Source organism: Rhodococcus qingshengii JCM 15477 (assembly GCF_023221595.1).
Taxonomy (GTDB): Bacteria; Actinomycetota; Actinomycetes; order Mycobacteriales; family Mycobacteriaceae; genus Rhodococcus_F; species Rhodococcus_F qingshengii.
The window spans coordinates 114,650-136,607 of record NZ_CP096563.1; the positions used below are offsets into that span (position 1 = coordinate 114,650).

Sequence of the window (21,958 nt, forward strand, 5' to 3'; positions counted from 1 at the left end):
TCAGGCGCCGACGGTGACTTCCTCGCTGTTCATGCCGGAAACGTGGCCGTCGGCGCCCTCTCGCCAGTACCCGACAACATTGTGCTTGTCGCGAGCAATTCCTCGAACTTCCCTCAGGTGCTTGCGAATACGACGGCTGGTTGCGCTTTCGCACGCCACCCACGCGTAGACGTCGGCCGTTTCGGATTCGGGAAACTCGACCTTCTCCACAGCTTCGAACAGCGCGCTCGGCGCCTTTCCGAGGCCACTCCCCACGAGCCACGTGTACGTGACGTCGCCGCGAGTGACAAATTCCTGTCGATCCTCTTCGGTTTCGACCTCGATGATCGCCTGTGCGACATCGCCTTCACGAAGTTCTTCGACAATCCTGCCCAGTCCGGGGAGACCCGTGGCGTCTGCGACCAGCAGCTGCCAGCGAGGACCCGCCGGTGCTTGGTAGTGGGACCGCGAACTGTCCGACCAGAAGACGCCTAGTAGGTGACCTGGTTCGGCCCGCAGGGCCCAATCCGCTGCAATACCGCCAGGGTGCACGACGAAGTCGATTTCCAGACGTCGGCCGCCGTCGTGCACCTTGCGCACGGTGTAGTGCCGCCACGGTGGCTCGGTTCCGAGATCGGCCTTGCCGTAGTCGGGATTGTTGAAGTAGTCGTATTCTGCTTCTGTTTCACCGGGTTTCGGGAACGCGAGGTCGATGCGCTCGTCGCCTTGTCCGCCGGTCGGCCAGTGCCAGTCGCCTTCTGCCTCGATGCTGATTCGCCGCATGTGCGGGGTCAGGGACGTGACGGTGACAACGCGGGCGGGTTCGCAGAAAGACATGCCTCGACCCTATGGGTCCGGCGTGTCGAAGTGGAGACAGATGCTGTCGCAAGACGGACATCGAGCGCAGCCGAAAAGGCCAGCGTATGCCCCGGGGCATGATTCTTCCCTGGTGTACACGCTGGCCTTTTCAGTTATGTCGGTTCACGCCGCTGTCGGTGGGCTGTTCCCACCGATCGGCTGTTGATACGGATCGATCGACATCGGTGGATAGAACACCGATTTCCGATCCGGCCCGATCTCCACCCGCCACTCCGTGTGGTGCAGCGTCCGGTGGTGATGACCGCACAACAAGATCAGATTGTCGAGATCTGTTGGGCCGCCATCGTTCCAGTGAACAATATGATGGGCATCGCACCACCCCGACGGCGTTCCGCACCCCGGAAACGCGCACCCACCATCACGAACCGCCAACGCCCGCCGTTGGGGTACCGTCGCGGTCCTTGCTTCTTTGCCGCAGTCGAGCGGAACCCCGTTCTCATCCAACAAAATCCGCGTCACGGTGCAGTCGCAGGCCAACATCCGTGCGGTGTCGATGCTGATCGGGCCCACCCAATCCGCCCACGCGAACCCGAGTTCCTCCGTCGACGGCAGGAGGTCTTTCAAAGCCTGCAGATCCGTCATGTCTTTCGCGGACGCGGTGACCGTGATGTGCGGTTTCACCCCGCCTTCGATCGGACCCAACCCCGCCCGCTCGCACCGCCGCAGTAATTCGCAGAACCCGTCCGCCCGCCGTAGCGCCGGCGTACGGGTGTCCTTGACGCCGTCCTTCTCCGGCGTCGGAGCAGACAGACTCGACAACAACGTGATCAGACGCGCCCCGTTCACAGCATCCAGATCACCCTTCACCGACACCCGCCCGTACAAACCTTTCGAGGCATAGAACTCGTTGCGCTCCGAATCCTCACCCACCGGAACACCGTCCTCACGCTTGCCGTACTGCTTCTCGATCCGCCGGATCGCCGCCCGCACCGCATCACAATCAGCGATGTTCTTCGACGCCAACCCCAACAGAATCCCGCGAGCCTTGTCCACATCTGCCAGGGTCATGTTCTTCGGCGGATGCTGACAAAACGACGCAACCTGCCGCGCCTTCAACGCATCCACATCACCACGGTGAAACGCATCCGCGACAACAGGTTCGAGCATCAACAACCGCGCCAACCCGACCAGCAGACTGCACTCACCGATCTCCAGATTCGTCGAACCATGCAACCACTGCGCGATCGCCCGAAAACCCTTCCCACCGAGAACCTCCCGGGAAAACATCTCCACGATCAGCAACACCATCCGCGACTGCAACTCGTGCCGGACACGCACCAGATCCAGAACCTCACTCTTGAGGTCCTCGCCATCCAGTTGCCACGCTTCCCGACTGTCCATGCTAAAAGTCTAATCGAACAAAGTTTCGAACACAAGAGAATCGCAGGCGAAAATTGCTGCTGTCCAGCTACTTTCGACAATTCGGGCAAATGTCAGATTGAACCCAACTCGCGCGCACGAGCTACCGCCGACGTCCGCGACTTCACTCCCAACTTGCCGAAGATGTGAACCAGGTGCGACTTGACCGTGGTCTCACTCAGGAACAGTTCTTTGCCGATCTCTCGGTTGGAGCGACCCGCCGCCACCAACTTCAGAACTTCGATTTCCCTTGGGCTGAGGCTGGTTTCGGGTTTGCGTACCCGAGTCATGAGCTTCGACGCGATGGCGGGGGAGAGAACGCTGTCCCCGCTCGCAGCGGCGCGGACGGCTGACAGCAACTCGACCGGTGGTGTGTCCTTGAGTAGGTACCCGCTGGCCCCGGCCTCGACAGCGCTCAAGATGTCTGCATCCGTGTCGTAGTTGGTCACGACGAGTACGTGCGGCGGATTCGGCAGCGCGCACACCGCGCGGGTGGCGTCGACGCCCGTCTTCCCGGGGCCGAATCGCAGGTCCATGAGCACGAGGTCGACCGGCGTGGTGGCGCAGAAGGCTATGGCTTCCTCGGCGGTGCCCGCTTCGCCGACTACCTCGATGTCGGCTTCGCTTTCGAGCAGCGCTCGTAGCCCGGCGCGCACGATCGCGTGATCGTCGGCGAGCAGCAGGCGGATCACGGTTCGCCGACTTCGAGAGGAAACGTCACTGCGACGGCCGTGTGTCCCGGCTCGGACTCGATGGAGAAAGTCCCGCCCTGCAGTTCGACGCGCCGGCGAATTGCATTGAGGCCGAAAGATTCCGCCGGGCCACGTTCGAGAACTGCCACGTCGAAACCGTGACCGTTGTCGACCACGTCGAGGCTGACGGTGTCATCGGAATAGGTCAGTGTCACAGCCATTCTGGTTGCATCGGCATGGCGGAGAACATTGGACACCGCGCCCTGAGCGATGCGTACCAATGTTGCTTCGAGGGGCATCGGCAGCCGCACTGCCTCGCCTTCGACCACGGAGCGCGCTTCCAGTTCAGGACTGCTCGCGCGTTCGCAGATTCGACGAAGCGCGTCGGCGAGCGACTGACCGTCCAAGGCCGCGGGCGTCAATTCGGCTATGAGTTGGCGGGTTTCGGCAAGACTGTCCGCGGCAGTTTCCCGTGCGAGGCTGATCTGACGGATGGCCGGGCTGTCCGGATCGGCGCGTTCGGCAGCGTGAAGGAGCATCTGGATGCTCGAAAGTCCCTGGGCCACGGTGTCGTGAATCTCGGCGGCGAGTCTTTCACGTTCCGCGAATTTTCCGGCGTCGCGAGACGTCGACGCCAATTCTTCACGAGTATTCATCAACTCGTCGATGAGACGACCGCGCTCGGCTGCCTCGCGGTACAGCGCTTGATATCCGAGGCCGATTGCAACCGCTACGGCAGCGCCGATGATCGGGCCGACGGCGCCGGCAATCGTCCATCCACGATGCAGGCCGGTGCCGACCACGGCGACAGCCGTTGCCGCGGTGACGGCGAGAAGACTCCAGGGGCGTCGCAGAATATGGAGATAGAGGAAGAAGAGTCCGAACGCGAGGTAGGCGGCGTCGGCGGATACCGCCATCGTCGCGATCCAGACGAGGGTCAGCACGGCCAGCCACCAGCGGGCAGCGTTGCCGCGCAGCCTTTTGGCGACCCCGAAAAGATAGACGGCAACAAAGATCACGGCCAACGCGATGATTGTTGCGGTCAGGTCGGATTCGTCGAGCAGCGCTCGAAGAAACACCACACCGGCCAGCGCCATGACAAGGACATGCAGGCCCAGTTGTAGGCCGGCGAAGACAGGCGTGAGCGGAGATCGGTGCATCTCGCCCAGCTTAGCGAGGTTCGGGCCTCGTTCATCCATCAAAAGTTGTAAACCGGGATGGTTCTTTCGAGCGCTGGAATGTCGATCCGAGGTGCGATGGAAAGAGTCTGCATCCGCGAGAGCGTAGAGGCAAGCACAGGAAAGGAATTCACAGTGTTTGTCGCAATGAGGGACTTACGGGCAGCGCGAGGTCGTTTCGCGCTGATCTCCGTCGTGGTTCTGTTGGTTGCACTTCTGGTCAGTTTTCTCAGCGGGTTGACTGCAGGACTTCGCCATCAGAACGTGTCGGCCATCGAGGCCATGAATGCCGACACGGTGGTGTTCGCCGACACCGGAGCCGGGGCGTCGTTCGACGAGTCGGCGCTCACGCAGGACCAGGTCAACGCTTGGACCTCCACGTCGAAGGACGTCGATCCCATCGGAATCGGTCGCGGGAAAGCGGGATTGGCCGACGGAAATCAGAAGTCGGTGGCCCTGTTCGGCGCTGATGGCGGTTTCGGTGACGTGACGCCGTCGGCGTCAGGCACGGTGGTGTTGAGCGAAGGTGCCGCTCGCGATCTGGGGGCGGGCGCCGGCGATCAGGTGAGTGTCGGTACGCAGCAGTTCACCGTCAGCGCCGTTCGCGGTGACGACTGGTACAGCCATTCGCCCGTCGTCTGGATGACGCTCGACGACTGGCAGGCGGCCAATCCGCGCGGCGGAGTTGCGACAGTACTGGCTGTCACCGGAGCCTCCGACGCTTCCGCAACGGACAAGGCGGCTGCGACGACGTCGACGACGGTCAGCGGTTCGCTCGACGCGATCGGTTCGTACAAGTCGGAGAACGGGTCGTTGACGTTGATGACGCTCATGTTGTTCGCGATCTCAGCCTTGGTGATCGGTGCGTTCTTCACGGTGTGGACGATCCAGCGAACTCCGGACATCGCGACGCTGAAAGCGCTCGGTGCGACTACCGGTTCGCTGGTGCGCGACGCACTGGGTCAGGCGCTCATCGTTCTGATTGCCGGTGTCACCGTCGGAATCGGGCTGACGGCCGTGGCCGGATCGCTGATCGGTGACGCCATGCCGTTTGTCCTGGACGCATCCACCACCGTCGTACCTGCCGTGGCATTGATCGGGCTCGGTCTGCTCGGCGCGGCCTTTGCACTTCGATTCCTCTCGACCACCGATCCACTCACAGCATTGGGGAGCGCACGATGACCATGACAACCGGCACCACAGTTCTCGACATCCAGAACGTCGATCTGACGTTTCCCGATGGGCAATCGCGGGTGACGGCGCTGGACGACGTGTCTCTGCGACTGCACCGCGGCGAGATCGCCGCGATCACCGGGCCCTCGGGTTCGGGCAAGTCCAGCCTGTTGGCGGTGGCGTCGACGCTGATCCGTCCGGATTCCGGGCACGTCTATCTCCGGACGCCGGAAGGCAGCACCGACATCGCTGCGCTGAGTCGGCGGGCGGCGTCGGAGCTGCGACGCTCGTCGATCGGCATCGTCTTCCAACAGTCGAACCTCGTGTCTTCGCTGACTGCACTGGAGCAGCTCGAGGTGATGGCGCATCTGGGGCAGTCCGTGTTCACGTCACGGACCCGTCGCAAGGCCGTGAAATCAAAAGCGATGGATTTGCTGGACGCTGTCGGGCTCGCGGATCAGAGCGGAAAACGGCCGTCCCAGCTGTCGGGCGGACAGCGACAGCGCGTCAATCTCGCGCGAGCATTGATGAACGATCCGCAGCTTCTCGTGGTCGACGAGCCCACGAGTGCGCTCGATCAGGAGCGCGGTGCCGCTGTCATGGATCTGATCATCGGGGTGGTGCGGGAACGCGAGGCGGCAACCCTTCTCGTGACACACGACCGAAGTCACCTGTCTCGGATGGATACTGTCTATCGTGTTGTTGACGGTTCCTTGGCGGAGGATCAGGAGGCGCTCGCGGCGTGACTCAGGCGGGCACGATTCGGGCATTCGTCACTGCATCCGGGCGGGAAGTCAACCCGCGATTTGCTGGGCAGTTAGACTGTTGTCGACTCGGGCAACTTGAGAGGACGTGTTATGGAACGCCGCCGCAACGTTGCGCAGCCGCCACAATCGCCGATTGCGGATCTGGAGCAGATGCCTGCCCTGATTCTCCTCGACAGGCTTCCGGTGCCGGTCATGGCCGTTCACCGCGACGGCAGCATCGTTTTTGCCAATCCGTCCTTCGCTGACATGCTGGGATATCCCAAGAAGGCCGTCTCGGCGTTGCGTTTGCAGGACATCCTCTACGACAAGGATGCCGACGACGTCAGTGCAGAGCAGGCCCATCGTGAACTGAGTTCCGAGCCGGGCTCGGTCAAGGAGTTCGTGCACTCCGACTCCACGTTGGTGCGCGCGACGGTCAGTCAGTCTCTGCTCCGACGGGACGACGACACGATCACCCTTGCCGTCCTCCACGATCTGACGGAGCGCCTGTGGAACAACCCACGGCACATCGACGACAAGCCCACCAAGTAATCCCAGCTACTTCCGGGATTTGACGGTTCGGTCCAGACCGAGGGTGGCGGCAAGGGTGTTGACCACCCATTCTTCGTACTGTTGGCCGGTCCAACCCGCGCCGACCACGAGGTCTGTGTAGGTCTCGGGACTGAGCAGCGTGAGTGCGACGTTCACGGCTGTTTCGAGGTCGACGGTTGGCGCTTTTTCGACGATGCCGACCATCAGATGTTCCTGCACCGTGCGTCTCTGAGTGCGGTTGATTTGCCACAGACGGGCGGCGTCCTCGTCGGCGGAAGCGGCGGCCCGCAGTGCCAGCAGGATGTCTGCGGTGCGTTCCAGAATGAGCCGTCCGTGGTGAACCTGAATCCGGAGTTGCCCGAGTGGATGTGGGGCGCCGAGTGCTGCCGCCACCCACGGACGGTCGAGAGTTGCCGTCTTTTCCTCGTCGCCCGCAACGGCCACGTCGAGTAGTGCTGACAGCACGCTCGGCTTGTTGCCGAACACGAAATAGACACTCTGCACCGACACGCCCGCCGCCGCGGCAAGCTGCTTGATCGTGGCGGCCGCGTAGCCGGGATCGACAAAAACCTCACGCGCTGCCTCGATGATCTTGCGCCGCGCCGACGTGTCTTCCCGAAGAACCTCAGTCATGATTAGAGTTTAACTCTAGAGTCGAACTCTAGCGACTCGGGAGGCGAAATAATGACGAAGGTTCTTGTACTCGGTGGCTACGGTGCCGTCGGGATTCCCCTGATGAAACAACTCGCGAAGGTCCCCGAAATCTCCGCGTACTCCGCCGGCCGTGATCCTGCCCGCGCGGACGTCGTCGTTGATCTTAAAGAACCAGGCGCGTATTCGACTGTGGTTCGAGACTTCGATGTGGTGGTGAATGCGTCGGGTTTCGAGGACGTTGGCCTGGCAGACGAAGCGGTACGCGGTGGGGCGGCATTCGTCGACATCACGGCGACCTCGAGCTACTGCGAAGAATTGGAAGCGGTCGACGGACCCGTTCTGATGGGCGTCGGGTTGGCGCCGGGATTGACCAGTGTCCTTGCAACCGAGGCGCATCGACTCGGCGACCGACCCGTGGACATCCTGATCGGCCTCGGCGGTGGAGAACTACACGGGCCGGCCGCAACGGCGTGGACGTACGGGATGTTGGGCACGAGGTTTCCTGATCCCGACGGACGATCGGTCCGCAACTACACCGGGATGGAGACGTTTCGAATACCGGCCGATGTGACCGGCTACCGCACCGGTCCTGCTGTGCGGGCCGACTTTTCGGACCAGCATGCGTTGACGCGAGACCTCGGTGTTCCGGTCAGGACGTACCTGCGATTGGACACGTCCACCGCGACGCTCGGACTTGCGGCCATGACGTGGGCACCCGCGCTACAGAAGGTCGTGCCGAAGAAGCTGTGGGGCTCGGATCGTTGGGTAGCGATGGCCCGAGCGGATGCCGGCCCGGCGCTGTGGGTTTCGGGGCGTAGCCAGTCGGTCGCGACGGCAGCTATCGCCGCGCGCGCCGTGCAGGTGATTCGGGATGCCGCGATCTCGAAGCCGACGTGGTTCCACGCGGTGGAAACCACCGAGTCGTTGCAAGCGGCGGTTCCCGAACTGTCAGTGCGGCAATGGGATGGTGCGAGCCGATCGTCCGGCAAGACAGTCCACTAGTCGGGGCGAGCCGAGAAACGGCAATCCGGCGGCCGCATTGGTGAGACAACCGGGTACGACGACGCGGACGACGTGCAGGCCGGCGTGGAGAACATCAGTTGTGGTGAGATCGACCCATGCCGGCCGGAAACCGGCTGCCGTCAGAGCGCTTTCGGTGCCGGCGGCTGATGTCAGAGAGTCGAGTCCCACCTCGCCGACGACGGCACCGACCAGCTCACTCTCGAATCGTGCTTGGATCTCCGGGTCCAGGTGAAGTTGCAAGTGGCATCCGTAGTCCATCACGTCGGCAAAATCCGATCGGTAGGCGCCTGCGTAGCTTCGGTCAGCTCGCCACGGCGCAAGCGGACTGGTCGGGGAGGCCGCGGCTCGACCGATGCCGCTCTCCGGGTTGTCGTAGTCGGCGGAAAGCAGCTGCAGCTGAAGCGCTTCGCCGAGTGACTTGAACGCAGCCGTCTGCGCTTCTTCGTGGCAGGCGGTACCGATGGTCGAGTATCCGGTGAGTCCGTCGTGGACGAGGGCGCCGAGCACCGGGATCCCGAAATCGCTGTCGAATGACAACCACCTGGTCGAGAGGGTGCCGTGATTCCCCAGTCGCCGAAGCACCTCGGGAATGCCGGTGACGATCCGAACGCCGCGTCTTCCGGTCCAGGACAACGTCATCGCGTCGCGCTCGACTATCTCGCGCAGTGCATTCCGTATCGCGAATTCCGTCGTGGGACCGGCGGCGAGACCCGCCTGAGCCACCGGAGAGATCGCCGGACCCGTCCGGGCGACGAAATGAGGATACGAACCCCAGACGAGTTCGGCCGGTACCCAGATATCCGAACCCGTGATCAGGTCGGCTCCGCGAGTCCAGTCCATCTCCAGATCGTCGGTTGGTTCGACGAACGGGAACTGTGGCCGCGCGTACTGGGCAGCGTCGAAACGCGCGAGTTGTGACAGCTCGATGCTTGCTCCGATCAACGCTTCGGCGGACCCGCGGACGATCGGTTTGGCGACGATGTTGCCGCAATACCGTTCCACCGCTTCGCCTATCGCAGCTGCGGTAGGCCGCGCACGGTCACCCAGATCGAAGCAATATCCGGCGCCGGCCGAGTCACTGGACCAGGGTGTAAAGCGTGCTGAATCACTGACATACGAGTGAATCAGCTTGAACTCGGGCGGAAAGTGCTGGGGAACAACGGCGTCGACCAGCTCTCGAATGATCCCAGTTCGGCGGTCGACGAGCGAAGATGTCATGCGAGGGGGACCGGCAGATGCAGATGGGTGGTCGATGCGCTGGTCAATCTGCTACCTCCAAGAAGGGGAAAGGCTGCCGGGGCGTTGTTGTACAGGCCCGGAGTCAGGATGCGGACGACGTGCAACCCGGCAATCGAGATGTCGCCGGTGGTGAGATCGACGGAAATCGGCTGGTGTCCCCGTGACGTCAGAAGCGCTACGAGAGAAGCCAGATCCAACGGCGCTTCGTCGGGAATCTTTGATACCGAGAGTGTTTCGGTGTAGTCGAAGAGATGTTCCTCCGCGGCCAGGGCCATCGTGGGATCAAGATAAAGCTGGGCAACGGTCGGCAGATCGACGACGTCTTTCCATTGCGGATCGAACTCGTCCCGGTAACGACGGTCGGCCCGAAAGGGTTTGTACAGGTGCGCCGGCAGCGTTCCGTCCGCCACGCTGCGCCAGGTCGGCCCGTCGGGGTCGGCGAGGTCGATCGTGATGGCAAGTACGGCACACGCCTCGACAAGCGCCTTCGAGACTGCCGCCTCCACCGTCGGTCGACAAGCTGTGCCCAGCGCGACCAGTCCACGTCGGTCATCGCGGATCCACGCTGCGGCGACGGGAATGCCGAAGGGGGAGGGAAGCAGAAGCACTCGAACGCTCCGGGTCTGGCTCTCCAGATCCCCGAGTTGGCGGTGCGCAGGCAACCGCTCCCAGTCGGAAAGCTCGATCGCCGGCTGTGACCGGTCCCCGCACCACCACAGCGCGGTGGCATCGCGTTCGAGAAGTTCCAGCAGAGCTGACATCTCGGCCTCGTCGCGTGAGCGTCCCGCTGCGATTCCGGCGTACTGCAACGACGCGATCGGTGGCTCGCAGCGACGGGTGCCTGTGTAGTACCCGAGATAAGTCAGGGCCGCAGGCACGTAGGTGGGCACCTTTTCGTCCATGGTGTGACCCAATGCCCAGCGAATGTTCAGATCAGAGGTGAAGGGAACAAAGGGGAATCCGGGAAGGCGGTACTGATCCTCGCTGTACAACGCAAATTCAGCGGGATCGACGACCCGTGAGCCGGCCAGTTCCAGCGCTGATGCACTGCTGCGGACCAGATCCTCGGGGACCACGTTGCCGCAATATCTTTCGACGGCCTCACCGGTCGCCGCCCCGCGAGCTGCTGCATCGTCGCGTATCGAAGCCCCGAATCCGTAAGGGTCCGCGCGAAACAGTGAACCGCTGCCGCCGAAGTTTCTGGTGTCGGCCACCCTCGCGGCCCAACCGACCCAGCCTGTCGGCATGTCCGAGCGAATGTGTGGTTCCAGTGAGGTCAGCACGCCGCTCCGGGCGTCGACCAGCAAGTCATCCACCGGCAGTTCCTCCGAGTATCGGCAGGGTCAACGACCCGGAAAATGATTGGTGCAGTGCGGTACTGCGTGTTCCTCGATAGCGATCACCGTCTCCGAGATTGCGTGCGAGTCGTGGGAAGTCCGAGCCGGCGATCCGCAGCGTCAAGACATCACCCGCGCGCACAGTGTGCAACACGGGATCCAGATCGATGGTCACCATCGTCGGCTGCAGGCTGACACCCGCGCCCCGTGCGATCGATCTGGTAACTCCAGCGGGATCGACGACGCTCAGTTCGGCGATCCAATCGGCTTCGCCCTCGGGTGAATACACTTTCAGCTCCACCGATGGTGTTCCGGAGAGTACGGAGTCGTGCTTGATATCGAAAGTCAAGACAACACAGTTGTTTCGGTCCCGTAAGGCGTCATACAGGAAGCTGTAGGCCGCATCCTTCCGATCTGGTTCGAGATGAACGCGATTCGCACCCGTGACAAACGGTTCGGTCGACCATTCGCCGACACCCCGGTCGAATACCCGATTGATGGTCAGGGGCCGCGCAGCGAATACCGATTCCATCCACTCGACCTGAAGGCGGCCGAAACTTGTCTCGCCGACCCTTCCCGGGCGGAGGTCGTGCGCCCAGGGGCCCACGATCAAACTCTGCGGCCCGCGCCCCACGGACGTGAAGTGCCGCAGTGTCTCCCGAATCATCGCATCGTCCCAACCGCCGATGTGCAGCCCGGCGATGTCGAGTTCGGAGAGTTCGTCCGCGGACACCAGATCATCGCCACCGAAGTCTTCGCGTTTACGAGCGCGAAGGATCGGCGTCAACCAGCCCGGTGAATCGGAGGTCAGACCGACTTTCTCGATCATCGACTGCACCGGGAGGTGTTCCAGCAAAGCTGAATCCGAACGCATCAGTTCAGGGATGAAACCCTCACGGGAGGAAGACGAATCTCCGTGCTCGCCCCACCACGCCAGATGCTCGGCGAGGAGGAGTATCCCCGAGGGATCACGTTTGACGCGGTCGCTTCCGATGGTCGGCACCTTGGAGACGACGCCGTCTACACGAAATGACCGATCGGCGCTGTTGGTCTCGGCAGCAAATGCCCAGGCGGTTCCGGCCGCATACGAAGCCCCGCTCGCGATGACGCACTCCGGTGTCCACGGCTGATCCTGCAGCCACTCGGCCAGGGCGGCGGCGTCCTCGCGCTCGTGGACGTACGGTACCCAAGAGCCGGTGGAATCGTGCCGTCCGCGTACGTCCTGCGAGATGAATGCAATTCCTCGTGATCGCCATTCGATCCCCTCCGCCAGATGCCATCCACGCCCGTACGGGGTGCGGATCACGATCAGTCCCCGCGGTGAAGAATCCGGTGGGAGAAGCACATCCGTAGCCAACGAAGAACCGTCTGCTGCCGGGATCTTCACGCCGAGTGAGATCACCGGAGCGTCGGCGCGGGTTCGAGAACGCCGCCGGGCAGTGGTAGCACGGGATGGCGAGTCATCATGAGGGTTCGCGGATTCATCCGGATCTGGTGGTGAAGGTGTGATGGCGGTGCGCCATGCACACCAGCCACGACGTCCGAACATGCAAGCGCACTGGCCATTGCGGCTGCGGTGGGTGAAAGTTCGAGCGGGCGAGGTTCGCTGCCGGCGAGGTGATTCCACAGTGCCTGCAGATGATCCGGGACGCGCGACGCAGCAAGCCGTCGACCGCAGACGTCCCGGTAGCTTGCGCTGTCGATGCCGTCGAAGAAGGGACCGATGCAGATCTCACCCAGCTCCGTGTGGACGCGTTGCCACGGAGTTCGGCTGTGGCGGCACCAGGTATCGAGTTCCGACCACGCGTCGTGAGGAGGAGCGTCGGCAACCGACAGTACGAGGTCCGACGACGCAACATCGTCTTCGATTGGCGCAGTGGTGGATACGACCTCGAGATGCGGAAGAGCCTTGGAGAGCAGGGCGATGCAAGCATCGGCAACGGGCCCGATCCCGTCCATCAGCACACGCTGTGGGCGCGGAATCTCTGGCACTTGACCTGGAACAGCCAGCACGCCGCGAGAGACGAGGGCGTCGGCGATCTCGATAGCTCCCGGGCCGAGCACCGAACCAGAGCGCCTGAGAAAGTTGTCGAGTTCCGCGAGGTCTTCGGCCGGCGCGCCGATCGTGACCGCGTTCTCGTCCGGTGTCAGGTAATGCCAAACACCGTCCGGGGTCGGATACAGCTGGTGTCCGTCGGCGAGGGCGTACACGGATCTCCTTGTCGGTGCCCGCACCCGACGAGTCGGATGCGGGCGGGGTCATCGGCTGATCAGACTGTCGAAACAGTCTGGATCAGGGGAGGTTTCAGCTCTGGAAGCTGAACGGGTTGTCGACGAGGGCGTTGGTGCCCACACCCTGCAGGGCGTGTGCGGACGTTGCCTCGGCAACCGGCTCGAAGGTGAACGGGTTGTCGACGAGAGCGTTGGTGCCGACGCCCTGGAGTGCATTGGCCGGAGCCGAGTTGGAGACGCTGTCGAACGAAATGTTGCTCATTGTCATCCCTTCCGTAATGGAAACCATTTCCATTACGATGCCACCGTACGAAAGATCGCCACGGAGAGCAACAGGTACAAGAGAGTGCATACATGAGCGAGACCCCGACGACGGGATCCGTCGAAGCGCAACCACATGTCTTTCGGGACAGATCGTTTCGATTGTTCTTCACGGCTCGTACGATTGCCGTAGCCGGTGCGGCGGTCACCGGAGTGGCCATGCCGATCCTGGTGTTCGACATCAGCCGGTCTCCGTTTCTCACCTCGCTCGCGGCTGCGGGGACGGTTCTGCCGTATATCGTGTTCGGCTTGTTCGCCGGCGCCGTGGCAGACCGAGTCAACCGGCGGACGGTCATCCTGTGTGCGCAGGCCGTAGCTGCACTTGCTTTGGCGAGTATTCCGGCAGCGCAGGCACTCGGCGTATTGACGGCGTGGCATTCCGTCGGCGTATCGATGTGCATCGGAACGTGTTTCGTGTGGTTCGACGCCGCTGCTTTCGGAGCGCTGCCTGCTCTGGTCGGTCGGCAGAGGATACCGGCGGCCAACAGCGCGCTGTGGACGTCCAGCACGCTGATCGATGTTGTCTTTCCGGCGATAGCCGGCGTGCTTGTGGCCTCGATCGGCCCGGCCTACGCATTGGGTGCTGATGCACTGGCTTACGTACTGGCCGGGCTGGCCATGGCCTCGATCGGAGCCTCGTTTTCGATTACTCCTGCGGCGCCGAAGAAGTCGGGAACCGGAATTGCGCGTGACATACGCGAGGGCCTCAGCTTCCTCTGGCGGTCGCCGCTTCTGCGAGCCTTGACCGGCGTCGGCTTCGTCAATTCCCTGACGCAGGGTGCGGTTACGGCGCTCCTGGTGGTGTACGCATCCGAGAGGCTTGGGATTTCGACGTCGAGTCCGATGATCGGCGCCGTGTGGACGGCCGTCTCCGTGGGTGGAGTGGTCGGGGCGCTCGTGCTTCCACGCCTACCGGCGCAGTGGCCGGTCGGGGCGATCACTGTCGGGGCGCTGACCATCGCCCCGGTGGTGCTGTTCGTCGTTGCGACAACCGGCAACACCGGCGCCGCGATCACGGCGCTCGTCGTCTACTCCGGCTGTGCGACCGTCACCATCCTCAATGGCATCGGTGCACGTCAGCGCCTGACTCCGGATCGTCTGCAGGGGCGCGTGAACACCACGGCGAGGATGGTCGCCTGGGGTGGTTCGCCGGTCGGCGCCTTGATTGCCGGGGCAATCGCAGGACGCTGGGACATCGGCACCGCCTACCTCGTTGCGTGCATCTTTGCGCTGGTCGGGGCGCTCTTCGCGTGGGCGAGCGCGCTGCGGACCGACCCTTACCCGCACAGATGAGCATGTGACTATTAATGAAAACGACTGTCGTTATGGTTAGATCCACCTGTTCATGACTGCGAACCCCACCGACTCAGGAGTGCGATGACGCTGACCAGCGAGGCAGCACCACGAGTGCCGTCGCGTCCACATCCCGTCGGCGAGCGCGGGTACGTCCCGTTTCTGTTGGCCACGGCGGTTGTGCTTGTCGCGGTCTCCACCGTCGCGGTGTGGTCGGGTGCCGCGTCGGTGTCCTTTGCCGACGTGTTCGCGGTGTTGTACGCACACGTCGGCGGTCCGCCGGTCGACCCGCTGCTCGATCGGATCGTGTGGGGATTGCGGGTACCGCGCATTCTGATTGCGGCATTGGCGGGCGCCGGATTGTCGTTGGCCGGCGCCGTGCTGCAAGCGTTGGTGCGCAACCCGATTGCCGATCCGTACATTCTGGGCGTGGGTTCCGGAGCATCCTTCGGTGCAGTACTGATCATGACGACCGGCATCGGCACCGGCCTGTCGATCGGTGTCCCGGTGGCAGCCTTCCTGGGGGCCATGATCTCCCTGATCGCGGTTCTCGTCCTGGGTCGGCGAGAGGGAATGCTCGTCCCGCTGCGCATGGTCCTGGCCGGAGTTGCCATCGGCTATCTGCTCTCGGCTGCAACAAGTTTTGTGCAGTTGCGCGCCGATCCGAGTCAGCTTTCGGGAGTGCTCTTCTGGTTGCTGGGCTCGGTGAGCGGGGCCAGTTGGTCGGATCTCGGTGTGCCCGCCGCGGTGATCACCGTCTGTGCGGCAATTCTGTTGACACAATCGCGCCAACTCAACGCGTTGGCCATGGGAGACGAGAGCGCGCAATCGGTCGGCGTGGACGTGCGCCGTACCAGGTTGCTACTACTGGTGATCGCGTCGTTGCTGACCGCGGTTGTCGTATCCGTCGCCGGGGGAATCGGTTTCGTGGGGCTGCTCGTGCCGCACGCCGTACGACTTCTGGTCGGTTCCGATCACGGCAAGCTGCTCCCCGCGACCGCGTTGGTTGGTGCCACCTTCCTGGTGATCGTCGATCTTGCGGCTCGGATGTTGGATGCGCCCAACGAATTACCACTCGGGATCATCACCGCCGGATTGGGTGCACCGTTCTTCCTCTGGTTGCTTCGACGGGACGGCGGTGCGCAGTCATGAGATTGTCGGCCAGCGGAATTCACGTCGTTCGGGGCGGACGCCTCGTGGTTTCGGGTGTAGACCTCGAAGCGCCCGAGGGAAGCGTGGTCGGACTCGTCGGACCGAACGGCAGTGGAAAGTCCTCCCTCCTGCGCGCGTTGTATCGCTCGATGAAGCCTCGAAGCGGAATCGTGAAGGTGGACGAGGTGAATGTTTGGGACGATCTCTCGCCTCGATCGGCGGCACGCATCATCGGTGTTGTGGGGCAGGAGCATTCATCCGATTTCTCGTTCAGTGTCCGCGAGGTGGTTGCAACGGGTCGGACGCCGCATCACAGCGCGTTCTCTCGACTCGGCGAGATCGACCGAGACATCGTCAGCGCCGCACTGGTGCGAACCGGCATGCAGGGCTTTGGATCACGTCTCTTCGCCGAACTGTCCGGCGGAGAAAAACAGCGTGTGATGTTGGCCCGGGCGATCGCTCAACAACCGTCGGTGCTGGTCCTGGACGAGCCCACCAACCACCTCGACATCCGTGCTCAACTCGAATTGATGGAATTGGTCGCCGAACTCGGTACCACGACGATTGTCGCGATCCATGAACTCGCCTTGGCCGCAGCGTATTGCGACTACGTCTGTCTGCTCTCCGGCGGGGTAGTTGTCGCGACAGGACCGACGGCCGAGGTCCTCACCGAGGACCTGCTGTCCGAAGTATTCGGGGTTCAGGTGCATCTCGGCACTCATCCGTTGACCGGGCGCCCCCTGCTCTCGTTCGCCCCTCCGCTCCTACACACGAAAGAAGCAGTGTCTTGAAATCCTCGATACGTACTGCCGCGCTGTTGTGCTCGGCCGTTACCGCCACCGCAGTACTGACCGCATGCGGAAACTCCACGGCGGATTCGGCGGCGTCGTCGTCCGAGAAGATCACCGTCACCAATTGTGATCGCGAGGTCACGGTGCCCAAGACGGCGGAGCGGATTGTCTCGCTGTATCCGTCGATGACGGAACTTCTCATTCAGCTCGGCGCCGCCGACCGCATTGTCGGACAATCGAATACCGACCTCTCTCCTCCCAGCCCCGAACTCGCTGATCAGTTCGCGGCCGTGCCGGTACTGAGCACCGGAGTTCCCGCGAAAGAAGCATTGCTCGACGCCCGTCCGGATCTGATCGTCTCCGACGGGGAATACTGGTTCGACGGTGACCGATTGCAGACCATGGACGAATTGCGTGACCTCGGCATCCCGATCTTCGTGAACAGCGGCTACTGCCACAAGGCCGTCACCGAGGGGCGGATCGACGACGTCTGGTCCGACCTCGACGGTCTCGGCGCCTTGACCGGAACAAGTGAGGCGGCAGCAACCCTCCTGGCCGACGGCAAGAAGTCCCTCGCAGCAACCGAGGCATCTGTCGCCGGGCAGGAGCCGGTTCCCACTGTGATGGTTCAGGTTTCGGAGGGACAGTCCTATGCTCTGGCCAGGGGCCTCTACAGCAGTGTGCTCGAGGCCGCCGGGGGAAGCAATCTTTTCGAGAACGACCTTCCCGACGGAAAGTACTTCGGCCAGGTAGCCACGGAATCGGTGCTCGCGAAGTCGCCGAAGGCTGTCCTCGTCGTCTACTCCACCGAGTCGGCTCGGGAATCCACCCTGGATGCTGCGCGGACGGCATTTGCCGGAACCCCCGCCGCGACATCGAATGCGATCTTTGCCGTTCCGGAGGCGTGGTTCGCCGGCGAGTTGGTCTCGATCGACGGGGCCGGCGAGGTGTCTCGCCTGCTGCACCCGGGTTCGTGACTGCACTCGAGCGAATCGAGGCCGTCGTATCGCTGCATGCAGTGTTGGACCGGACGGTGAGTCCGTCGGAGCTACCGTTCGACGAGCACGCACTGCCGCCGGTGACGTGTGAATCCGTGGAACTGCCGGCCGCGACGCCACTGCCGGCCTGCGGGTTCGCGGACGTCTTGCAGGCACGGCGGAGCCGCTACGACCCCGCACAGACGGCACTCCGAGCAGGCGAGCTGTCAAACGTGTTGCACCACAGTGTTGTCAGCAGCCCGACGGCGGGCGGGATGCGCGAACTGACGCTGTCGTTTGTTCTCAGCCGACCCGGAGACGAGCTCGGAGCCGGGGTATACCGATATGCCCGAGGCCGTGCCGAAGCTGTCCGGCCAGGCGACGTGCGAGAGCACCTTCGAGCGAGCCTTCTCCAACCCGAGTTCGTCGACGTGTTCCCGGTTCTTTTGTTTGTGGTCGCCGACGTTGAAGCGCCGCTCGAGAAGTACGCGATGCGGCACTACCGCACGATGCACGTGGATGCCGGTGTGCTGGTTCAGAATCTGTACCTCGTGACCGAGGCGATGGGACTTGCGGGCTGCGCCATCGCAGGATTCACGGATACGCGAGTGGCATCTCTGTTGAATCTCGCGACGACGCAGCTTCCCGTCATGGCTTTTGCACTCGGGAGGCGCAGCTAGGTCAGGCGAGAATACGTGCCTTCTGGGTCTCGAACTCGGCCTCGGTCAATACTCCCGCATTCTTGAGTTCGCCCAGCTTGGTGAGCTGTTCGAGCTTCAAGTCCATCGATGCTGCCGGAGCTGCCTGCGGTGGCAGGGGTGGTAGATCGGGAATCGGTGGCACCGGCTGGGCCTGCGCTGCGCGAGCCTGATCTTCGGCGGCCCAACGGGTCCGCTGACGGCGCTGAACATTGCCGTGAATGGAGCTTGCGACGGCTACCCGGCCGGCTCGCCTCAAGAAACTCATGCGTCCTTCTCCGTATTGCCTGGTGCGGTGTTGTCCAGTGCAGCAGCCAGTTCGTCCAAGCTCAGGTGACCTTCGGTGACAATCTTTGCGCCGCTGCGGGTCCACGCGTCGATCACCGGCAGTATTGCCAGTTCCTCGTAGACGAGTACGGTGGCAACACTTCCGGCGGCCAACTCGTCACCAACGGCAGCGAGGTCGCCGGCGTCGAGCAGTCCGGAGGCTGCGCCGTCGAACTGCGCCAGATCGAAATCTGCGAGTTCGAAGGTCGATGCCGGTACGACGGCCACTGATCCATCGGCGGCTTTGGTGACGAACTCGAGGTCGAGGATGCGGATCACGCCGGAGTCGACGAGAGTGAGCAGCTGCTCGAATCCTGCGGAAGTCGGTGCACCGCCGGGAAACTCGACGGCAACGTATTCGATCGGACCGAATTGGTCTTGGTTGGACATCGGTTACTTCTTGCCCTTCGTGGGTTGCGGTTCTTCCAGAGCAGGTACTTCGTCGGGCATGCGGCCGGCCGGAATGATGGCGAGCAGGGAGAGTCCGGCGAGGACGAGTAGCGAGGTTCGCAGGGCGCGCAAGCGCGCTTCGGTGTTGATCCGGATGGCTTCGTCGATCTGTGCTTGTGTCGCCGAGGTGTTTTCGAGCGTCACGACGAGTTGATCGTTGGGGACGAAGTTGACCTGGTCGAGATTGATCCCGGACTCGACCTTGAGTGATGCCGGGATGGTGGGGTTGTCGATCAGCTGCGAGCTGACGAGGGAACCGAGGATTCCGACGGCGAAGACGCTGGCCACCGCGATGCCGACGCTGCCGGACATGTTGTGTACCAGTCCCCGCCAGGCACCGACGTCGCCGGCCAGTTCCTTGGGAGCTGCGGTGAGGAGGGTGTTGAACACCAGCGCAACGATGGCGCCCTGCCCGAGGCCGAGGGTGATCAGTCCGATGACGACAAAGATCTGATGCCAGTCGCCACGAATGGTGAAGGCCAACAAGATGAGTCCAGCGGCAACGACGACGAACCCGGCTCGTGCGATCAGACGCGGGGAGTACGTCTTGTACAGACGCGCGACGACGGTGCTCGCGATGAAGATCGAAAGTGTGTACGGGATGATCGAGAACGACGTCTGCAAGCTGCTGCGGCCCTGGATGATCTGCATGTACAGCGGAATGAGGAAGTTGGCCGCGGTTCCCACGAACATCATCGTCGCCATGCAAATCGTGGTGGCGCGCTCGGCGCCGGTCTTGAGGACGTCGAGGTTGAAGAGCTGAGGCTTGTTTTGCGCCTTGCGGCTTCGCGTCCACTGGAAGAATCCCTGCGCGCAGATGGTGCCGAGGACGATCAGGATGGCCGCGGGTGAAACACCGATGACCGAGAACGGCGCAGCGTCGGTGGCCAGGATGACGCCCCACGAGTTCAGGCCGCTGAAACCGAAGCTGAGCAGGATGACGGCAACGGCAGCAATGGCGGCGCCGGCCCAGTCGATGGTGATGTCCTTCTGCGGGGGAACAGGTTTGACCCGGAAGCTCAGGATCAGGTTGACCACCGCGAGAGCCACGACGAGGGCGAACGAGTATCGCCACCCGATCGTCGTCGCGAAGGAACCGGCGATGAGCAGCGCCAGCACACCGGCCGCCGGGATTGCTGCTGCCAGGTAACCGATGGCCTTTGCCTGCTGATCGCCACTGAAGTTCGTGGCGATGAAGACCGTCAACGCAGGAGCGATGAGGGCGATCACGGCGCCGGATGCAGCTTGGGCCACGAACAGCATTGCCGGGCTCTGACTCAGGGCGACCGCGGCCATTGCGAGGCCGTGAATCGCGACGGCAATCTGGAAGACCAGACGCGTTCCGTAACGGGCGCCGATCTTGGCCCCCAACAGAATGAAGGCAGCCATGGCGAAGGTGCCCGCGGTGATCGCGGTGCCGACACTTGTTGCGGGCGTGTCGAGATCGGTGGTGATGCCGGCCATCGAGACGGTCAGGGCGTTGACGGCGAACGACGCCTGAATCTGGGTGAGGACCACCACGATGAGTGGTAGCCAGGAGGCGGTGCTCACGGCGGCCGTTGTGGCGGCCGCGCCAGGCTTTACGGACATGATGGGTCACGCCTTCCTCGACACTGCGTGTACTCGCGACGTGCCCGGATCAGCCACGCACGGCTACATTAGCCGGAATTGTGCTGAATGGTCGCCTGCAAGTGGTTGGTTTCTTCGCGGTAGACCACCATCTCCCGGTGCAAGGCGCGCCGGAAGCGCGGTTGCTCGGCCAGCAGTACCGCCAGCACGGTCAGCAACAGCCACGTCGCGGCCGCGCTCGCGAGGAGCAGCAGGACCGGAATCCACGGACCGCCCATCTGCTCGAGCAGCGTCGTCTTTGCCCAGACGCGCCAGTAGAGCATCAGATTGACGATCAGTCCGACACCGTACGAGATGACGAAGGACAGCAGGAACTGCTTCCACGTGCCGTCGTGGCGCCGCGCCGTCATCGGTTCTGCCCGCAGCGGCAAGCTCACCGACATCACGTTCGCGACCCCCAACCAGAGCAGGATCATGGTCAGCACCTGGCCGCACGCCTTCACCAGGTCGGCACTGCTTCCGGAGCGCCACGCGAGGACGGCGCTGAGCAGGAACCCGGCGCTGCCGACGAGGAGCAGCATCACCGCGTTTTTCGCGACGAGCACGTGCCAGAGCCTCGTTCCACCGGACAACGCAGCGCGCACGCGGCCGGCGTCGAAGCTGAGCGCATTGGTGCACACGACGCTTCCGACCACACCCGAGAGTGCGTACAGCGCAAGATAAGGCAGTCGATCTTCCTTGGCGTCCCACTGGAAGAGGCGAATGAATGCCAGGTACGCCAAGCCCATTCCGAGGCTCAGCCCCAGCCGAAATGCGATCGACCGAGGCTTACCACTCACCACGTGCCGTGCTTCCTCACGGATCCGGGAGCCGAGATCCTGCACGTGCCGGACGACGGGGTTGCCCGAGTTCAGCGGGACGTAACCGCGGATCGCGGCGGCGACGGTATCGGTGTCACCGGCATCGAGCGCGGCGACGCGTGCTTCGAGAACCGCAAGGTGGGCGGCGCGCAAGGCTATCCGTGCGGTGGTCACCGCGGCGACGGCGTCGGCCTCGGCCTGCGTGGCGGTGCCGATGCCGGCGTCGGCGGGCAGTGGCGGCTGCAACGTCGTGATCAGTTCGAGTTGACGCGCCATGTGCGGCGACGGTGACAACCCGCTGTACGACGGTCGGCTCAGCGCTGATCGTTCGTCGTCGAGCGAATCACGGACGGCCGCGACAGCCTTGCGGACGGCTGCCGGGTTGTGCCAGCGCACCGACCGGGCGTCACGCTCGGCGGCGACGGCCCGGGAGGCAACCTCGGTCAGATCCTCGACCGCTGTCAATGTCTGCTCCAC

23 protein-coding genes are annotated in these 21,958 nt (G+C 63.3%); 9 read left to right on the forward strand and 14 right to left on the reverse strand.

Features of this window, described 5'->3' with window-relative positions:
• From M0639_RS00460 to M0639_RS00475, 4 genes are all read right to left on the reverse strand, one after another.
• Complete coding sequence (locus M0639_RS00460) at positions 1-816, reverse strand: siderophore-interacting protein (protein WP_064073632.1); 816 nt, start codon at positions 814-816, stop codon at positions 1-3.
• A 144-nt stretch (positions 817-960) separates the two neighbouring features.
• Positions 961-2,199: an HNH endonuclease signature motif containing protein gene (locus M0639_RS00465; RefSeq protein ID WP_064073631.1), complete on the reverse strand. Its 1,239-nt coding sequence runs from the start codon at positions 2,197-2,199 to the stop codon at positions 961-963.
• Positions 2,200-2,291: 92 nt separating this feature from the next.
• Positions 2,292-2,909 (reverse strand): response regulator, encoded by a 618-nt coding sequence (locus tag M0639_RS00470; protein ID WP_003943536.1) that lies wholly within the window; start codon positions 2,907-2,909, stop codon positions 2,292-2,294.
• Positions 2,906-4,108, reverse strand: coding sequence for a sensor histidine kinase (locus tag M0639_RS00475; protein ID WP_064073630.1), 1,203 nt, complete (start codon positions 4,106-4,108; stop codon positions 2,906-2,908). The genes M0639_RS00470 and M0639_RS00475 overlap by 4 nt, the downstream gene beginning before the upstream one ends.
• A 114-nt stretch (positions 4,109-4,222) precedes the next feature.
• Here M0639_RS00475 and M0639_RS00480 point away from each other — a divergent pair, with 114 nt between their 5' ends.
• The 3 genes from M0639_RS00480 (at position 4,223) to M0639_RS00490 (ending at position 6,558) form a co-directional block, all read left to right on the forward strand.
• Positions 4,223-5,269, forward strand: a complete 1,047-nt coding sequence (locus M0639_RS00480) for an ABC transporter permease (RefSeq protein ID WP_039973533.1) — start codon at positions 4,223-4,225, stop codon at positions 5,267-5,269.
• Complete coding sequence (locus M0639_RS00485) at positions 5,266-6,006, forward strand: ABC transporter ATP-binding protein (protein ID WP_007735886.1); 741 nt, start codon at positions 5,266-5,268, stop codon at positions 6,004-6,006. The genes M0639_RS00480 and M0639_RS00485 overlap by 4 nt, the downstream gene beginning before the upstream one ends.
• Positions 6,007-6,117: 111 nt before the next feature.
• Positions 6,118-6,558 (forward strand): PAS domain S-box protein, encoded by a 441-nt coding sequence (locus M0639_RS00490; RefSeq protein WP_003943598.1) that lies wholly within the window; start codon positions 6,118-6,120, stop codon positions 6,556-6,558.
• A gap of 6 nt (positions 6,559-6,564) precedes the next feature.
• On the opposite strand, the gene M0639_RS00495 is transcribed toward M0639_RS00490, so the two are convergent.
• Positions 6,565-7,191, reverse strand: coding sequence for a TetR/AcrR family transcriptional regulator (locus M0639_RS00495; protein WP_003943606.1), 627 nt, complete (start codon positions 7,189-7,191; stop codon positions 6,565-6,567).
• Between the two features lie 51 nt (positions 7,192-7,242).
• On the opposite strand from M0639_RS00495, the gene M0639_RS00500 reads away from it, so the two are divergent.
• Positions 7,243-8,214, forward strand: coding sequence for a saccharopine dehydrogenase family protein (locus tag M0639_RS00500; RefSeq protein WP_064073629.1), 972 nt, complete (start codon positions 7,243-7,245; stop codon positions 8,212-8,214).
• Here the strand turns inward: M0639_RS00500 and M0639_RS00505 are convergent.
• The 5 genes from M0639_RS00505 to M0639_RS00525 all read right to left on the reverse strand — a co-directional run bounded on the left by M0639_RS00505 (position 8,161) and on the right by M0639_RS00525 (position 13,305).
• Positions 8,161-9,453: a YcaO-like family protein gene (locus M0639_RS00505; protein ID WP_064073628.1), complete on the reverse strand. Its 1,293-nt coding sequence runs from the start codon at positions 9,451-9,453 to the stop codon at positions 8,161-8,163. The two genes, M0639_RS00500 and M0639_RS00505, sit on opposite strands and share 54 nt — an antisense overlap.
• Positions 9,450-10,790 (reverse strand): YcaO-like family protein, encoded by a 1,341-nt coding sequence (locus tag M0639_RS00510; protein WP_064073627.1) that lies wholly within the window; start codon positions 10,788-10,790, stop codon positions 9,450-9,452. Before M0639_RS00510 ends, M0639_RS00505 begins: the two co-directional genes overlap by 4 nt.
• Complete coding sequence (locus M0639_RS00515) at positions 10,783-12,213, reverse strand: CocE/NonD family hydrolase (protein WP_064073626.1); 1,431 nt, start codon at positions 12,211-12,213, stop codon at positions 10,783-10,785. The genes M0639_RS00510 and M0639_RS00515 overlap by 8 nt, the downstream gene beginning before the upstream one ends.
• The gene (locus tag M0639_RS00520; protein WP_042453280.1) at positions 12,210-13,022 is read right to left on the reverse strand and encodes a hypothetical protein; all 813 of its coding nucleotides are present in this window, start codon (positions 13,020-13,022) and stop codon (positions 12,210-12,212) included. Before M0639_RS00520 ends, M0639_RS00515 begins: the two co-directional genes overlap by 4 nt.
• A 94-nt stretch (positions 13,023-13,116) precedes the next feature.
• Complete coding sequence (locus M0639_RS00525; RefSeq protein WP_003943543.1) at positions 13,117-13,305, reverse strand: streptamidine-related RiPP repeat protein; 189 nt, start codon at positions 13,303-13,305, stop codon at positions 13,117-13,119.
• 92 nt (positions 13,306-13,397) lie between these two features.
• Here M0639_RS00525 and M0639_RS00530 point away from each other — a divergent pair, with 92 nt between their 5' ends.
• From M0639_RS00530 to M0639_RS00550, 5 genes are all read left to right on the forward strand, one after another.
• Entirely contained in the window at positions 13,398-14,657 is a 1,260-nt protein-coding gene (locus tag M0639_RS00530; RefSeq protein ID WP_064073625.1) for an MFS transporter, read from the forward strand.
• A gap of 84 nt (positions 14,658-14,741) precedes the next feature.
• Positions 14,742-15,809 carry a FecCD family ABC transporter permease gene (locus M0639_RS00535; protein WP_042453275.1) on the forward strand — a complete coding sequence of 356 codons (1,068 nt, stop codon included), beginning with the start codon at positions 14,742-14,744 and terminating at the stop codon, positions 15,807-15,809.
• Entirely contained in the window at positions 15,806-16,600 is a 795-nt protein-coding gene (locus tag M0639_RS00540) for an ABC transporter ATP-binding protein (protein ID WP_042453274.1), read from the forward strand. Before M0639_RS00535 ends, M0639_RS00540 begins: the two co-directional genes overlap by 4 nt.
• Positions 16,597-17,577, forward strand: a complete 981-nt coding sequence (locus M0639_RS00545) for an ABC transporter substrate-binding protein (protein WP_064073624.1) — start codon at positions 16,597-16,599, stop codon at positions 17,575-17,577. The genes M0639_RS00540 and M0639_RS00545 overlap by 4 nt, the downstream gene beginning before the upstream one ends.
• A complete protein-coding gene (locus tag M0639_RS00550; protein ID WP_064073623.1) occupies positions 17,574-18,257 on the forward strand; it encodes a SagB family peptide dehydrogenase in 684 nt (227 codons plus the stop codon). Before M0639_RS00545 ends, M0639_RS00550 begins: the two co-directional genes overlap by 4 nt.
• 1 nt (position 18,258) lies before the next feature.
• On the opposite strand, the gene M0639_RS00555 is transcribed toward M0639_RS00550, so the two are convergent.
• The 4 genes from M0639_RS00555 to M0639_RS00570 all read right to left on the reverse strand — a co-directional run bounded on the left by M0639_RS00555 (position 18,259) and on the right by M0639_RS00570 (position 21,958).
• Entirely contained in the window at positions 18,259-18,543 is a 285-nt protein-coding gene (locus tag M0639_RS00555; RefSeq protein ID WP_007735909.1) for an SHOCT domain-containing protein, read from the reverse strand.
• Complete coding sequence (locus tag M0639_RS00560) at positions 18,540-18,992, reverse strand: DUF6325 family protein (RefSeq protein ID WP_064073622.1); 453 nt, start codon at positions 18,990-18,992, stop codon at positions 18,540-18,542. Before M0639_RS00560 ends, M0639_RS00555 begins: the two co-directional genes overlap by 4 nt.
• A gap of 3 nt (positions 18,993-18,995) precedes the next feature.
• Positions 18,996-20,642 (reverse strand): MFS transporter, encoded by a 1,647-nt coding sequence (locus tag M0639_RS00565; protein WP_050657053.1) that lies wholly within the window; start codon positions 20,640-20,642, stop codon positions 18,996-18,998.
• A gap of 68 nt (positions 20,643-20,710) precedes the next feature.
• Positions 20,711-21,958: a hypothetical protein gene (locus M0639_RS00570; protein ID WP_231915077.1), complete on the reverse strand. Its 1,248-nt coding sequence runs from the start codon at positions 21,956-21,958 to the stop codon at positions 20,711-20,713.